Origin of the sequence: Aquabacterium sp., assembly GCF_016234775.1 — a bacterium.
Classification (GTDB): Bacteria; Pseudomonadota; Gammaproteobacteria; order Burkholderiales; family Burkholderiaceae_C; genus Aquabacterium.
In genome coordinates this window covers 39,063-54,833 of sequence record NZ_JACRAH010000003.1, presented here as the reverse complement: position 1 = coordinate 54,833, position 15,771 = coordinate 39,063, and the positions used below count along the sequence as shown (strand labels likewise).

Genomic DNA, 15,771 nt, shown 5'->3' with positions numbered 1-15,771 from the left:
CGCATCAGGCGCCGATTACTCGGCGGCCACGGCTTCCACCTGGATGCGCAGCGTCACGTCCATGCTGAAGCCCCAGGGTTTGCCAGCGTCAATGCCATAGTCGGCGCGGTTCAAGGTGGCCAGGGCATCGGCCCCGCACAACTCGCGCTTGAGCATGGGGTGAGGGATGCACTTGAACGAGTTGATCTGCAGCGTCAGCGGCCTGGTCACGCCGTGCATGCTCAACACGCCCGACACCTTGGTGGGGCCGCCATTCACGAAGCCCTCCAGCTTGCCTTTGTAGACCGATTGCGGAAAGCGTGCGGTGTCAAACAGCTCTGCGCTTTTGGCCTTGGTGTTCATCAGGTCAAAGCCGTAATCGATGCTGTCCATGTCGATCACGATTTCGACTTCGCCGCTGGACGCCGCACGGTCCATCACCACCTTGCCCGAGGACTTGTTGAACTTGCCGCGCCAGACCGACACGCCGCCCATGTGGTCCGCCTCAAAGCTGGGAAACGTGTGACTGGGATCGATCACATAGGAAACCGGTGCGGCCTGTGCTGCGCCCGTACAGGCTGCCAGGCAAAAAAGGGCGAAGTGATGCTTCATGATGGGTTCCGCTTGAAGGTGGGTTGACGTTGAAGGGGTCCGCACCGGTACGGGCGTACGTGGCGAGATCATTGTGCCTCGCCGGTAGCGATGCACTCGGCCGGCTCCGGCTGATGGCTGCACAATGCCAGCATGCGCAGCCACGATGGTTCCAGTACACCCCATGATCCTGAAGTATCTCGATTTTGACTACAGCGAAGACACGCAAGAGGTGGGCACCTTCGACGCCATGGCCTCGGTCAGTGCCGCACAGGTGGGTGCGGTGTATGCGGAGGTCGAGCAGGTGCTGGCATGGGCTGCCCGACAATTCGGCCATGAGTGTGGCCCGGTGGATGAGGGCTTCGCGTGGCACCATGACCTGCAGGCCCAGCAGGAATTCACGGTCAACGAGCACCCTGTGTTCGACCCCCTTACGGGCCGTGTGCGGACGCAAACAGAGCAGGCGGGGGCGCCTCGTTACACTGTGACCTTGTCGATCAGTGGATCTTCCGCTTTCTGCGAGGCCTTGCGGGCGCAATTCGATTTGGGTTGATGCGCCGGGCACTCAAGCCCTGGGGATGACAGCCGATATACCGTTCAGAGCCCCATCATGCCCACCATGCCCCTCACCTTGCCTTGTGCCTGCCCGCTTGCGAGCCCGATGGCTCGGCCTGCGCCTGTCTTTTGCCGGAGCCCGGCATGATGGCCTTGCCCTGGTCCGCCTGGTTTCAGCGCAAGTGGCTGCAGTGGCGGCACGGCCCTCAGGACGGCCTACCCGAAGTGTTGCGCGCCCGGCAGTTGATTGCCGCAGTCGATAAAGGGGGCTTGCCGCTCAACCCGGCCATCGTCAACCAGATCGCCCGTTCGCTGGGTCTGGACGTGTCGAGCCGCGCGCCCATCGACCAGACCGTCGAACGCATCCGTCAGGCCCTGGCCAGGCTGTAGCGCTTGCTGCTCCTTGCTCGACATGAATTTCATTCATGTTCGAGTGAAAACATGTCGCTTGATTCAATGTTGTCGAGTCCGCACACTGCGGCGCATTCAGACAACTTGGAAGAAGGCGAAGCATGGCTCGCACACACATACTGGGCTTTCCGCGCATTGGTGCGCAACGTGAACTCAAGTTCGCGCAAGAGGCATTCTGGCGCGGTGACATCGATGAGGCCGCTTTGCGGGATGTCGGCAAACGCTTGCGGCAGCGGCATTGGCAGGCTCAACAGGCCGCCGGCCTGGACTTCGTCACCGTGGGCGATTTCGCCTGGTACGACCAGACGCTGACCTTGTCGGCGGCGCTGGGGGCCTTGCCCGCCCGCTTTGGCTTCGATGCGCGTACCTTGAGCCTCAGGCAGTACTTCGAGCTGGCGCGAGGCAACGCCGCTCAGCCCGCCATGGAGATGACCAAGTGGTTCGACACCAACTACCACTATCTGGTGCCCGAGCTGGGCCCGCAAACGGGGTTCGACGGTGGCGTCAACTGGTTGCTGGAAGAGGTCGATGAAGCCCGCGCATTGGGCTTGAGGGTCAAACCTGTTCTGCTGGGGCCGGTCAGCTATCTGTGGCTTTCCAAGTGCCCGGGGGGCCCTGCGGGCTTTGATCGCCTGAGCCTTTTGCCACGAGTGATCAAGGCTTATCAAGGTCTGCTGTCGGCCCTGCGTCAGCGCGGCGTGGAATGGGTGCAGATCGACGAGCCTGCGTTGTGCCTGGACCTGCCCGCCAACTGGCTCGCCGCTTATCAGCCTGCTTACGACGAACTGGCCGACACCGATCTCAAGATCCTGTTGGCGACCTACTTTGACACCGCAGCCAACCATGCCTTGCTGGCCTGCCAGCTGCCGGTTCAAGGCTTCCACATCGACCTGGTGCGGGCGCCGCAGCAGCTCGATGCCTGGTTGGCCGCCTTGCCTGAGCGCGCCGTGTTGTCCGCAGGGGTGATCGATGGGCGCAACATCTGGCGCAACGATCTGCGCGTGACCCTGGCGAGTTTGCAGCCCCTGCATGCCCGACTGGGCGATCGATTGTGGATTGCCCCATCTTGTTCGCTTCAGCACGTACCTGTGTCGCTGCAAAGCGAGGACAAGCTCGACGCCGAGATCCGCTCATGGCTGGCCTTTGCCACCGAGAAACTGCAGGAAACAGCGGACCTTGCACAGGGACTCAACCACGGCGAGCAGGCCATCGCGCCGGCTTTGCAAGCCAGTGATGCAGCCCAGTCATCCCGACGCCAGTCCGGCCGCGTCACGCATGAGCTGGTGCAACGACGCTTGCGCAAGGTGACGCCGGAAATGGCGCAACGCCAGAGCCCCTTCGTGCAACGCATTGCCGTACAGCGCGACAGCCTGCAGCTGCCGCTGCTGCCCACCACCACCATCGGTTCCTTCCCGCAAACCGCCGGCATCCGGCAACTGCGTGCGCGACACAAGCGTGGCGAACTGAGCGCCCTGGACTATCTGGGCGCCATCCGCGCCGAGATCGAGCTGGCCGTGCGCAAGCAGGAGGCGCTGGACATCGACGTGCTGGTGCATGGCGAAGCCGAACGCAATGACATGGTCGAGTACTTTGGCGAGCAGCTGTGGGGCTATGCCTTCACCGACAACGGCTGGGTGCAAAGCTACGGCTCGCGCTGCGTCAAGCCCCCCATCATCTATGGCGATGTGTTCCGCCCGGAAGCCATGACGGTGGAGACCACGCGGTATGCCCAGTCGCTCACAGGCAAGCTGATGAAGGGCATGCTCACAGGCCCGGTCACGATGCTGCAATGGTCCTTCGTGCGCGATGATCAGCCAAGAGAAACCACGGCCTTGCAACTGGCATTGGCCATCCGCGACGAGGTGGCCGATCTGGAAAAGGCCGGCATCCGCATCATCCAGATCGACGAGCCCGCGTTCCGTGAAGGCCTGCCCTTGCGCCAGGCCGACTGGCCACGCTATCTGGATTGGGCTGTTCGCGCTTTCCAGATCTCGGCGGCCTGTGTGCGTGATGACACCCAGATTCACACCCACATGTGCTACTCGGAGTTCAATGACATCCTGCCCGCCATTGCAGCGATGGATGCCGACGTGATCACCATCGAGACCTCGCGCTCGGCCATGGAGCTGCTCGATGGCTTCGGCGAGTTCCGCTACCCCAATGAGATCGGGCCGGGCGTGTACGACATCCACTCGCCACGTGTGCCAGGCGTTGACGCCATGCTCAAGTTGCTGGAGCGAGCCTGTGAGGTGATCCCGCCCGAGCGCCTGTGGGTCAACCCGGACTGCGGCTTGAAGACCCGTGGATGGCCCGAGACCGAAGCCGCGCTGGGCAACATGGTGCAGGCCGCACAGCGCATGAGGCAGCGGCTGGCTCAGGCATGAGCGCCGTGCATACATGCGCATGCATGCGGTGTATGTGATGGGTGGCGTGAAGCGGATAGGATCGAGGTCTTCCCGATCTCTGCCTGTTCACAGTACGCCACCATGCTTGAATCTGCTGCCCAGCCCGCTGTTCTGATCGCCAACCGCGGCGAGATCGCCATCCGCATTGCCCGAGCCGCCTTCGAGCTGGGTTGGCGCACCGTTGGGCTGGTCGCGCAGGATGAACACGATGCCCTTCATGCCAGTCACATGGATGCGGTGCAGGTCTTGCCGGGCAAGGGCGTGCCGGCTTACCTGCACATCGAGCAGGTGGTGGCCGCCGCGCTGGCCCAGGGTTGTACCCATGTGCACCCTGGCTACGGCCTGTTGAGTGAGAACGCCGACTTTGCGCGCGCCTGTGCCGCAGCCGGCCTGACCTTTGTGGGCCCTGCGCCCGAGGTGCTCGATTTACTGGGTGACAAGGCCCAGGCCCGTGCGCTGGCGCGCCGTTGCAAGGTGCCGGTCACCGAGGGCATCGACAGTGCCATCACCTTGAGCCAGGCGCAGGCCTTCTATCAACAGCTAGCGGCCCAGGGCCATGCCGCCGTGATGATCAAGGCGCTGGCGGGCGGTGGTGGCCGGGGCATGCGCATCGTCGACAAGCCTGAAGACATTACGCCCAGTTTCGAGCGCTGCCAGGCTGAAGCGCAGGCCGCTTTCGGGCGTGGCGATCTGTACATCGAGCAACTGGTGCTGCGAGCTCGCCACATCGAGGTGCAGGTGATGGGCGATGGCACAGGCGCCGTCAGCCATGCATGGGAGCGTGATTGCACCGTGCAGCGCAACCACCAGAAGCTGGTGGAAATCGCGCCGGCACCTAATCTGGATCCCGCCTTGCGCCAGCACTTGCTGGATGCCGCCGTGACGATGGCGCAAGCCGTGAAGCTGCGTGGCCTGTGCACCTTCGAGTTCCTGCTGGACCTGGACCACCCAGGATCGAGCACCTTCTACTTCATGGAGGCCAACCCGCGCCTGCAGGTCGAGCACACCGTGACCGAAACCGTCACCGGCCTGGATCTGGTGCAGACGCAGTTGCGCCTGGCCCAGGGGGCGACTCTGGCCGACTTGCAGGTGCAGCAGGCCGATATCGCCCGCCCGCGTGGAGCGGCCATTCAGGTGCGCATCAACGTGGAGCGCATGGGCCCCGATGGCAAGGCCCTGCCGGCTGGCGGCACCATCCGCGCTTACGAACCGCCGGCCGGCCCGGGCATCCGGGTGGATGGTTGCGGCCATGCCGGCATGCAGCCGCACCCGGGCTTTGACACCTTGCTGGCCAAGGTCATCGTGCATCACCCGCAAGGGTTCGATGCCGCCTTGCAGCGCACGCGCCGTGCCCTGGCTGAGTTTCGTCTGGATGGCGTGGACCACAACATCGCGTTTGCCCAGGCCTTGCTGGCGCATGCGGATCTGCTGGCTTATCAGGTCAGCACACGCTGGCTGGCCTTGCATGTGGGCAGCCTGCTTCAGGCGACCAGTCAGCAGCCTCGCCCTCGTGAGCTGCAACATGCCTGGCACGCCGATCCACAGGCCGGTGCCGCAGGCGGGGCCGCGTTGCCTGAGGGCTGCGTGGCCGTGAAGGCCCATGTGCCCGGCTCCCTGGTCAGTCTGCTGGTGCAGCCCGGTGAGGTGGTGCGCAGTGGCCAGAAGCTGGCGGTGATCGAGGCCATGAAGATGGAGTTCGAGATCCTGGCCACGCAAGGTGGCCGCGTGGAGGCCGTGCTGACCGAAGTCGGGACCGTGGTCAACGAAGGGCAAGCCTTGCTGGCCATCGATCCTTCTGCCGACGATGGCCAGGCACATGCGTCTGGCGAACAGGCACTCGACCCCGATCACATCAGGCCCGATCTGGCCGAGGTCATCGAGCGGCATGCTGTCACGGTGGATGAACGCCGCCCTGATGCCGTGGCCAAGCGGCATGCCAAGGGGCACCGTACAGCGCGTGAGAACGTGGCCGATTTCCTGGACGAGGGCAGCTTCATTGAATATGGCGCACTGGCCCTGGCTTCGCAACGCATCCGCCACAAGGAGGCCGAGCTGATCCAGCGCAGCCCGGCAGATGGTCTGATCGCCGGCCTGGGCACGGTCAATGCCGATCAGTTTGGCGAGCAGGCCGGCCGCTGCATGGTGCTGGCTTACGACTACACCGTGTTTGCCGGCACGCAAGGCATCATCAACCACAAGAAGACCGACCGCATGCTGCACCTGGCCTTGCAGCGTCAGTTGCCTTTGATCCTGTGGGCAGAAGGGGGTGGCGGCCGGCCCAATGATGAATACCCCGGTGTCAGCCTGCTGGACAACATGACCTTCCTGGGTCTGGCTCGCCTCAGCGGTCAGGCGCCCACGATCGCCATCGTCAATGGCCGCTGCTTTGCCGGCAACGCCTCACTGGCCGGCTGCTGTGACGTCATCATCGCCACCCGAGACACCACCATCGGCATGGCCGGGCCTGCGATGATCGAAGGCGGCGGCCTGGGCAAGTTTGCACCCGAAGAGGTGGGCCCTGTGAGCATGCAGGCGCCCAATGGCGTCATCGACATCGTGGTGGATGATGAGCAGGACGCCGCCCGGGTGGCGAAGCAGTACATCGGCTACTTCCAGGGCCGCACCACCGACTGGCACTGTGCCGATCAGCGCAGCTTGCGCCACGTGGTGCCCGAAAAGCGCACCCGCGTCTATGACGTGCGCGACGTGATCCACACCGTGTGCGACACCGGCTCCGTGCTGGAGCTGCGTCGCGACTTTGCGCCGGGCATGATCACGGCGCTGGCTCGTATCGAAGGTCGCCCGGTGGGCCTGATCGCCAACGATCCGCGCCACCTGGGCGGCGCCATCGATGCGCCCGGCGCCGACAAGGCCGCGCGCTTCATGCAGCTGTGCGATGCCTATGACATCCCGCTGATCGTCCTGTGCGATACCCCGGGCTTCATGGTCGGGCCCGATGCCGAGAAGACGGCCACGGTGCGGCATTTCTCGCGCATGTTCCTGGCGGCGGCCAGCATCACCGTGCCTTACTTCACCGTGGTGCTGCGCAAGGGCTACGGCCTGGGCGCGCAGGCCATGACGGCGGGCAGCCTGTTGGCACCGGACTTCACCGTGGCCTGGCCCACCGGCGAGTTCGGCCCCATGGGCTTTGAAGGCGCGGTGCGCTTGGGCTTCAGCAAGCAGCTCGATGCCATCGAAGACCCGGTACAGCGTCAACAGCTGTTCGATGGCTTGGTGGCGGCGGCCTATCAGAAAGGCAAGGCCTTGAACATGGCCGCGCACCTGGAGCTCGATGACGTGATCGACCCCGCAGACACCCGTCGCTGGCTGGTGCGAGGGCTGGCGGCCATGCCGCCCGTGGCGCCGCGCGATGGTCGCAAACGCCCCTTTGTGGATGCCTGGTGATTTTGCATCCTGATGCAGGCCTCAATCAGGGGGCGGGGCTTTGCGGACAAGTCATTGAAGCGCCCGTTTGAATCCGCTAGAGTCGCGCCTGATCGAACAGGGAAGCGACAACGATGAGCGATATCAGGGAGAACGGCCCGGTGCAGCTGGATGCATCGGCGGGCGCGGCGTCGCCATTGAATGCTTGGGTGGGGGCAGCGGCCGTGGTGGCGGTCAGCGCGTCTTTGACGGGGTGCGGTGGTGGCGGTGGCAACCCAGCCCCGACCGCACCCTCTCCTGATCCCTCTCCCGCCGATCCATCTACGGGCGAGCCAGCGGTGCCGTTGACCGATGAGGATGCCGCATCGCGCTTCCTGTCTCAGGCCGGCTTGTGCGCCACCCCAGATGACATTTCCGCGCTGGTGGCTGGCAAGCTGGATTACCGCGCCTGGTTGAATGCCCAGTTCGCCAAGCCTGCGCGCAACGCGAACGCCAGCCGGCCAGAAGACAGAACCGCCTGGCAGCTGGGCCATGACCTGCGCCTGACAAGCTCGTTCAAGCTCTACCAGGGCTCCGACTACGGTCTGGACAATGTGCTGTGGTTCCGCTTGTTCACCGCTGATGACGTGCTGCGTCAGCGTGTGACGCTGGCCTTGTCCGAGATCTTCGTGGTGTCGATCCGCAACATGCCGATTCCGTGGGGGCAGTTCGCCTGTCTGGCGTACTGGGATCTGCTGGAGTCGCACTGCTTTGGCACCTTCCGGCAGTTGATCGAGGCCGTCACCTTGTCGCCTGCCATGGGGGTCTACCTGAGCATGAGAGGTAGCCGCAAGGGTGATGACACTTCGGGCCGACGCCCCGATGAAAACTATGCGCGCGAACTGCTGCAGCTGTTCACGATCGGGCTGTACATGCTCAACCAGGATGGCACGCTGGCCAAGGATGGTCGAGGTCAGTCGATTGAAACCTACACGAACGACGACATCACCCAGCTGGCCAAGGTGATGACAGGCTGGGACATGGATTCGCTCCGCGTGCCCGCCTATGACGCCGACACCACGCCTGACTACACCGCCAGGCCCATGGTGGCGCATGGCGACCTGCACGATGCAACAGCCAAGACCATCTTCGCTGGCAAGCCCTATGCCATTGAGGTGAAGGCTGGTGCGGCCACACCGGCCGACGAGCTCAAGCAGGTGCTTGATGGCATCTGCGCACACCCCAATGTGGCACCGTTTATTTCGAAGCAGCTCATCCAGCGCCTGGTGAGCAGCAATCCCGAGCCCTTGCATGTGTCACGCGTAGCCCAGGTGTTCAAGGACACGGGAGGCGATCTCAAGGCGGTGATCACGGCGGTGCTGACCGATCCCCTGGCGCGTGATCCACTGACTGGCAATGCGGCCGTGCGACGCTCCAAGTTGCGCGAGCCCATGCTGCGCTTCGTGCAATGGGGCCGTCTGGCCCGTATGAAGTCAACCGACGGCCTGTGGGGCGTGGGGGACCTGTCCGCTTCCGATCGCCTGGGGCAAAGCCCCTTGCGCTCGCCATCGGTGTTCAACTTCTTCCGGCCTGGCTATGTGCCCTTGAAATCAGGGGTGAATGCCGATGGCTTCGTGGCGCCGGAGTTCCAGATCACCGACGAGTCCACGGTCATTGGCTATGCCAACTTCATGCTGCGACACATGGGTGGCGCACCCGAAGTGAACATCGCCGTGGACTACCAGGATTGGCTGGTCTACGCACCGGATGCGAAGCAACTGGTTGACCAGTTGAACCTGGTGCTCACGGGCAGGGCGCTGGCCCAGGTGACCGTGGACGTGATCGTGAACGCCATCCAGAGCCTGCCCGCGGTCACGGATGCAGATCTGACCGTGCGCGTGAAGGCAGCGTTCTTCCTGATGCTGACCTCGCCTGACTACATGGTTCAACGTTGAGAAAGACCATCCCACCATGAACCATGACAAGCTGAATCGCCGTGGCTTTTTGCGTCGCAGCGGTGCCCTTTCAATGGGCGCCCTGACGGTGCCTTGGGCCATGAACCTGGCCGCACTCGCCGAGGCCGCCGCCGCGCAAGCCGATCAGACCGATGACTACAAGGCGCTGGTCTGCGTGTTCCTGCAAGGCGGCAATGACCAGGGCAACACCATCGTGCCGGTTGACGATGCCGGCTACCAGCTGTACGCGCGTCTGCGAGGCGGGCTGGCCTTGCCCTTGGACCAGATGGCGCAGAGCCACTTGACGCCCTCTACATCGGCTGGGCTCAACGGGCGGCAACTGGCTCTGGCGCCAGGCTTGAGCAAGCTGAGCAAGCTGTTCAACGAGGACAAGCGCCTGGCCGTGCTGCTCAACATCGGGCCCCTGGTTGAGCCAACGAGTCGCGAGCAGTTCCTGTCGCGTAGCGTCGACCTGCCTCCAAAGCTGTTTTCGCACAATGACCAGCAGTCGGTCTGGCAGTCTTATTCGGCAGAGGGCGCTACCGTGGGGTGGGGCGGTTTGATCGGCGATGCCTGGTTGGCCAGCAATGCGGCCACATCGTTGACTTGTGTGAACCTGTCGGGCAACACCGTCTTCGTGGCTGGTGCGCAGGCCGAGCAGTTCATGGTCAATCCGCACGGCCCCGATGCCTTGCTGGCAAAGACGGCGGCCAATGTGTTTGGTTCTCAGGCCTGCACCGATGCCTTCCTCAAGCTGGCTCAGACCGAAGAGCCCAGTGTGCACAGGCTGGCCAAGGAGCACAGTGCGATCATGAGCCGTGCCATCGTCACCAATGAGTTGCTGCGAGCCCAACTGGATCAGGTGAGCAAGCCTGAGGCCCTGGCGCCTGGTGGCAACAATCCGCTGGCTTATCAGCTCAACACGGTTGCCCGCATCATCGCGGCGCAGCAAAAGCTGGGGGGCAACGGGGGTGTCAAGCGCCAGGTTTTCTTCGTGTCTCTGGGTGGCTTTGACATGCACGACAACCTGAGCACGCAGCATCAGGATCTGCTGAGCAAGCTGGGTGACGCCCTGTTGCAGTTCAACACCGATCTGGGCATGAGCAAGCAGGTAACCACCTTCACCGCCAGCGATTTCGGGCGCACGCTCAGCAGCAATGGCGATGGTTCGGACCACGGGTGGGGCAGTCACCATCTGGTGATGGGCGGCGCGGTGCAAGGTGGGCGCTTCTACGGCGAATGGCCGGACGTGTCCGACCACGAAACCGGCGCGCACAACATCGGCCAGGGGCGCTTGTTGCCCACGATGTCGGTCGATCATCTGGCGGCTTCCCTGGCAGGTTGGATGGGCGTAACAGACCCCAAGGCTTTGCAACAGATCGCACCGCATCTGGCCAAATTCCCTGGCGCGTCGCCATCGGCCAATCTATTTTGATCAACATTCGGTTGCGCTTGTTTGCGGCTTGAGACGAGTTGAGCCGCACAAGCAGACCGAATGTGCGTAGATTCGCGGCTTTGAATGTGAAGCGGGGATCGGCTAATGGATGTGCAATGCGGTCGGTTTGAATCGGCATCGCCGTCCGGCGAGTCCTTGCCCGCTGGCGTGCAAGCAGCCTCGCTGCGATCTGCGTCCACGGGGCTGACCCGTGCTGTACTGGCTGTGGCGAGCTTGTCCGCCTGCACGCCGGATCAGCTGCCGCCGCCCATGCCCGACAGCGCCGCACGCTTTCTGGGGCAGGCCACCCTGGCGGCCACCCCCCAGGACATCGATCAACTGACGCAACTGGGCTGGGATGCCTGGCTGGATCAGCAGTTCGCCATGCCGGCCTCCGATTCACTTTGGGGCTGGATGATGGCCAAGGGCTTCGGTGCCGCACAGTACAAGTCCACCGATGTCGGCATCGACAACGCCATCTGGTCTCGCCTGCTCAACAGCCCGGACACCTTGCGCCAGCGCGTGGTGCTGGCGCTCTCCGAGATCTTCGTCGTGTCGGTGCGCAACATGCCGGTGCCCTGGGGGCAGTTCGCGTGTGCCGCCTACTGGGATCTGCTGGAGGCCGAGTGCTTCGGCAACTTCCGCACGCTGATCGAGCGCATCACCTTGAGCCCGGCCATGGGTGTGTACCTCAGCATGCGCGGCAGCAGCAAGGAGGATGCCTTGGGCCGCCGGCCCGATGAGAACTTTGCGCGCGAGTTGCTGCAGCTGTTCACCATCGGCCTGGTGCAATTGCAGCCTGACGGCACGCCCCAACTGGGCGCCAACGGGCAGGCGACCGAAACGTATGGCAACGATGACATCACCGGCCTGGCGCGCGTGTTCACTGGCTGGGACTTCGATCGCTTCGATGCCAGCAGCCCCGCCTACACGCAGCGCGCCATGGTCTTCAATCAGGCCGCCCACAGCGCAGCAGACAAGACCTTTCTGGGTACCACCATTGCCGGCAGCACGCCGGGTGAGCAGGCCTTGAAGATGGCGCTGGATACCATCTGCCAGCACCCCAATGCGGCGCCCTTCGTGGCGCGCCGGCTCATCCAGCGCCTGACCAGCAGCAACCCGAGCGCGGATTACGTGGGTCGCGTGGCCGCGGTGTTCCAGGACAACGGGCAGGGTGTGCGGGGCGACATGAAAGCCGTGATCCGTACCATCTTGCTGGATGTCGAGGTGCGACTGGGCTTGTCGCCCATGAGCAGCGACGTCACAGGCAAGTTGCGTGAGCCCGTGCTGCGTTTCCTGCAGTGGGCGCGCGTGGTGCGGCCGCAATGTACCGATGGCCTGTGGAACGTGGGTGACTTGTCCGCCTCCGACAGGCTGGGGCAAAGCCCGATGCGATCACCGTCGGTGTTCAACTTCTTTCGGCCTGCGTATGTGCCGCCGCAGTCGGCCCTGGCGCAACAAGGGCTGGTAGCCCCCGAGTTCCAGATCACCGATGAGTGCACGGTGATCGGCTACGCCAACTTCATGTTTCAGGTGCTGCCCTTTGGCGCGGCTGGTGTGAAACCCGACTACGCTGATTGGCTGCCATTGGCCAGCGATCCGGCGGCGCTGGTCGACCGCATCAACCTCGTGTTCACGGGGCGGGCCTTGTCGGCTGGGCTGGTCTCCGATCTGGTGACCGCCATCACCACCTTGCCCATGAGCCAGAGCGATGGTGCCTTGCGGCGCGTGATCACGGCGATGCTGATCGTGCTGTGCTCGCCCGAGTACCTGGTTCAAGTCTGAGAAAGCGCTGGACATGTCTGCCATCCATTCGAGTCGCCGTGCTTTCCTTCGCCGCGCAGGTGCCCTGTCCATGCTGGGGTCTGCCGCACCGTGGGCCTTCAATCTCGCGGCCATGGCCGATGCGGCGGCGGCTTCGTCATCCAGCAATGATTACAAGGCGCTGGTGTGCGTGTTCCTGCAAGGGGGCAATGACCAGGCCAACACCCTGATCCCCTTCGATACGCCCAGCTACCTGCGCTACAGCGCGGCACGGCCTACACTGGCCGTGACGCAAGCCAGTTTGCAGGCCACCGCGCTCACGCCAGCGCAAGCCTTGCCCGATGCCCGGCAGATGGCCCTGGCTCCGGCACTGGCCCCGATCAAGCCTTACTTCGACATGGGCAAGCTGGCGGTCTTGCTCAACATCGGCCCGCTGGTTCAGCCCACCACGCTCGACGATTTTCGCGCCCGTCGTTTGCCTTTGCCGCCCAAGCTGTTTTCGCACAATGACCAGCAATCGGTCTGGCAGTCGCATGCGCATGAGGGGGCGCAATCGGGCTGGGGCGGGCGCATGGGTGATCTGTTCATGTCGGGCAATGGCAAGGCCGCTTTCACCTGCGTGAACATGGCGGGCAATGCGGTGTTCCTGTCGGGTGATCAAAGCACGCCCTACACGCTGGATCTGGCGGGGCCTGCGCCTTTGCGGGCAGCCGATGGCCTGATGTACGGATCGGCCGCATGTTCCGAGCTGTTCAGGCGTGTGGTGACCCAGCCTGGCAGCACGCATGTGATGGCGCAGATGCACGCGCGCACCATGAGCCGTGCCGTGGAGGCCCAGGCCGAGCTCAGCGCCGCATTGGCCGGGGTGCAGCCCATGAGCACGTCTTTCACGGCAGGCAATCGCCTGGCTGCGCAGTTGAAGATGGTGGCGCGCATGGTGGCGGCCCGCGGCCAGTTGGGCTTGAGCCGGCAGGTGTTCTTCGTGATGCTGGGCGGCTTTGATCTGCACGACAACCTGGGTAGCCAGCATCCGGTCTTGCTCGGCCAGGTGGCCGATGCGCTCAAGAGCTTTGCCGATGCCACCAACGAACTGGGCGTGGCCGATCGTGTCACCACCTTCACGGCCAGCGATTTCGGGCGCACGCTCAGCAGCAATGGCGATGGGTCGGACCACGGCTGGGGCAGCCATCACCTGGTGCTGGGTGGGGCCGTGCAAGGCGGGCGCTTCTACGGTGCGCTACCTGACGCAGGGCTCAACGGCGCGCAGGACATCGGCCAGGGCCGCTTGCTGCCTACGATGGCTGTGGACCAGTTGGCAGGCGCATTGGCGAACTGGATGGGCGTGAGTGGCGTTGATCAACGTGCATTGATCGCCCCCCATCTGTCATCATTTGACCCACAAGTTCTGGCTAGTCTTCTGCTTCCAACGGCGCCCCAGGCGCTCTGAATCCGCTACCATGCGACCCCAGTTCACATGGAGTCCGCATGAGCAGCAAGCCCAACCAACTCAGCCGCACCGTCGCCAAGCTTCAGGGCCTGCCTGGCAACCTGAGCCCCTGGCTGACCAGCTTCATCCTGGGCAATGTGGTGCCATTGGTGGGCACGGCCAGCCTGCGCTTCGAAGAGATCAGCAACGCGCGCGTGGTGGTCAGCATCCGCAACCGTCGCAAGGTGCGCAACCACATCAAGGGCGTGCATGCCGCGGCCATGGCCTTGCTGGCTGAAACGGCCACGGGCTTTTGCGTGGGCATGAACGTGCCCGACGACAAGTTGCCCCTGATCAAGACGCTGAAGGTGGATTACCTCAAGCGCTCGGTGGGCGACATGAAGGCCGTGGCGCAATTGCGCCCCGAACAGATCCAGCAGATCCTCACGCAGGACAAGGGTGAGGTGACCGTGCCCGTGACCATCACGGACGAGTCCGGTCAGGAACCCATCCAGTGCGAAATGATCTGGGCCTGGGTGCCCAAAAAACGCAACTGACCGCGCCGATCAATTCTCGTCGTGCGCCACGGCTGGCGTCTCTCCCCGCTCATAAACCACGTTGGCGCGCCCCACCAGCAGCGGATCGGGTTGCGGCACGTTGCTCAGGTCCTTGTTGGCATAGGGCAGCTTGTGCAGCAGATAGCGCATGCCATTGAGGCGTGCGCGCTTCTTGCAATCGCTCTTGATCACGGTCCACGGTGCGTCGGCCGTGTCGGTGTGGAAGAACATCGCTTCCTTGGCATGCGTGTAGCTGTCCCACTTGTCGAGCGAGGCCAGGTCGATGGGCGAGAGCTTCCACTGCTTGAGCGGATGCGTCTCGCGCTCCTTGAAGCGGCGGCGCTGCTCCTTGCGGCTCACCGAGAACCAGAACTTGATCAGGTGCACGCCTGAGCGCACCAGATTGCGTTCGAACTCGGGTGCCTGGCGCATGAACTCGCGGTATTCCTCGGGCGTGCAAAAGCCCATCACGTGTTCGACGCCGGCGCGGTTGTACCAACTGCGGTCGAACAGCACGATCTCGCCGGCCGTGGGCAGGTGCTGCACATAGCGCTGGAAGTACCACTGGCCTTTCTCGACATCGCTGGGTTTTTCCAAGGCCACAACGCGTGCACCACGAGGGTTGAGGTGTTCCATCATGCGCTTGATCGTGCCGCCCTTGCCGGCCGCATCGCGCCCTTCAAACAGGATCACGACCTTGGCGCCGGTGGCTTTCACCCAGGCCTGCAGCTTGAGCAACTCCACCTGCAGACGGTACTTCTGCTTCTCATAGTTCTTGCGCACCATGAGGTTCTTGTACGGGTAGGTGGTGGCGTCGCGCCAGTGCGGGGCCAGTTCATCGTCGGGGTTGCCTTTTGGGGCCGTGCTTTCCAGCTTGCCCATCAGCGCCGCGCGCAACACCGCGGCGTCGTCTGGGGCTGCGCCCTTGAGCACGGCATCCAGGGCTTGGGCGAGATCGTCCGGTGGGGTCTGGCGGACGATGTCGTGCAAGGCGGCCACTTTGGCCTGCTGCGCCCCTTCGGTGGCTTGCCTGGTCACCACGGCCTCGATGCGCTGGCGCGTGCTGGCGGTGATCACATCCCCTTTGCTGGCCCGCCGTGGTGCTTCACGGCTTGTGGCGCTGGCTGTCCGGGCCACCTTGCCGGACGTCTTGCCCGCAGTGCGGGTGCCGGCCGGCCTGGCCTTGCCGGCGGTCTTGCCGACTGATGGGTCTGTCGTCTTGCGGGATGCAATCGAGGATTTGTCCATGGCGTTGTCGTGGTGTTTTTGGTATCCGACAACGCTACGCCTTTGGCTCGCTCAGGGCAAGGAATGAATAAGCGGAGTAGTG

The 15,771-nt window shown here is 63.8% G+C and carries 11 protein-coding genes; 9 read left to right on the top strand and 2 right to left on the bottom strand.

Translation table 11 applies throughout. The features are described from left to right. Positions 1-15 precede the first annotated feature (15 nt). Complete coding sequence (locus tag HY836_RS01725) at positions 16-591, bottom strand: YceI family protein (RefSeq protein ID WP_290672961.1); 576 nt, start codon at positions 589-591, stop codon at positions 16-18. A 163-nt stretch (positions 592-754) separates the two neighbouring features. Between HY836_RS01725 and HY836_RS01720 the strand changes: the two genes are divergently transcribed. The 9 genes from HY836_RS01720 to HY836_RS01680 all read left to right on the top strand — a co-directional run bounded on the left by HY836_RS01720 (position 755) and on the right by HY836_RS01680 (position 14,441). Then, a complete protein-coding gene (locus HY836_RS01720; protein WP_290672959.1) occupies positions 755-1,123 on the top strand; it encodes a hypothetical protein in 369 nt (122 codons plus the stop codon). Positions 1,124-1,269: 146 nt separating this feature from the next. After that, entirely contained in the window at positions 1,270-1,515 is a 246-nt protein-coding gene (locus HY836_RS01715) for a hypothetical protein (protein ID WP_290672957.1), read from the top strand. Positions 1,516-1,637: 122 nt separating this feature from the next. Next, on the top strand, positions 1,638-3,920 hold the full coding sequence (gene metE, locus HY836_RS01710; RefSeq protein ID WP_290672955.1) for a 5-methyltetrahydropteroyltriglutamate--homocysteine S-methyltransferase: 2,283 nt from the start codon (positions 1,638-1,640) through the stop codon (positions 3,918-3,920). Positions 3,921-4,022: 102 nt separating this feature from the next. Beyond that, positions 4,023-7,346, top strand: coding sequence for a carboxyl transferase domain-containing protein (locus HY836_RS01705; protein WP_290672953.1), 3,324 nt, complete (start codon positions 4,023-4,025; stop codon positions 7,344-7,346). A gap of 113 nt (positions 7,347-7,459) precedes the next feature. After that, complete coding sequence (locus HY836_RS01700; RefSeq protein WP_290672952.1) at positions 7,460-9,259, top strand: DUF1800 domain-containing protein; 1,800 nt, start codon at positions 7,460-7,462, stop codon at positions 9,257-9,259. A gap of 16 nt (positions 9,260-9,275) precedes the next feature. Then, positions 9,276-10,694 carry a DUF1501 domain-containing protein gene (locus tag HY836_RS01695; RefSeq protein WP_290672950.1) on the top strand — a complete coding sequence of 473 codons (1,419 nt, stop codon included), beginning with the start codon at positions 9,276-9,278 and terminating at the stop codon, positions 10,692-10,694. 105 nt (positions 10,695-10,799) lie between these two features. After that, a complete protein-coding gene (locus HY836_RS01690; protein WP_290672948.1) occupies positions 10,800-12,479 on the top strand; it encodes a DUF1800 domain-containing protein in 1,680 nt (559 codons plus the stop codon). A 13-nt stretch (positions 12,480-12,492) separates the two neighbouring features. After that, positions 12,493-13,905: a DUF1501 domain-containing protein gene (locus HY836_RS01685; RefSeq protein ID WP_290672946.1), complete on the top strand. Its 1,413-nt coding sequence runs from the start codon at positions 12,493-12,495 to the stop codon at positions 13,903-13,905. A 38-nt stretch (positions 13,906-13,943) separates the two neighbouring features. Further along, positions 13,944-14,441, top strand: a complete 498-nt coding sequence (locus HY836_RS01680) for a DUF4442 domain-containing protein (protein WP_290672944.1) — start codon at positions 13,944-13,946, stop codon at positions 14,439-14,441. 9 nt (positions 14,442-14,450) lie between these two features. Here the strand turns inward: HY836_RS01680 and ppk2 are convergent, their stop codons facing one another. Then, entirely contained in the window at positions 14,451-15,689 is a 1,239-nt protein-coding gene (gene ppk2, locus HY836_RS01675; protein WP_290672942.1) for a polyphosphate kinase 2, read from the bottom strand. Positions 15,690-15,771: the final 82 nt, after the last annotated feature.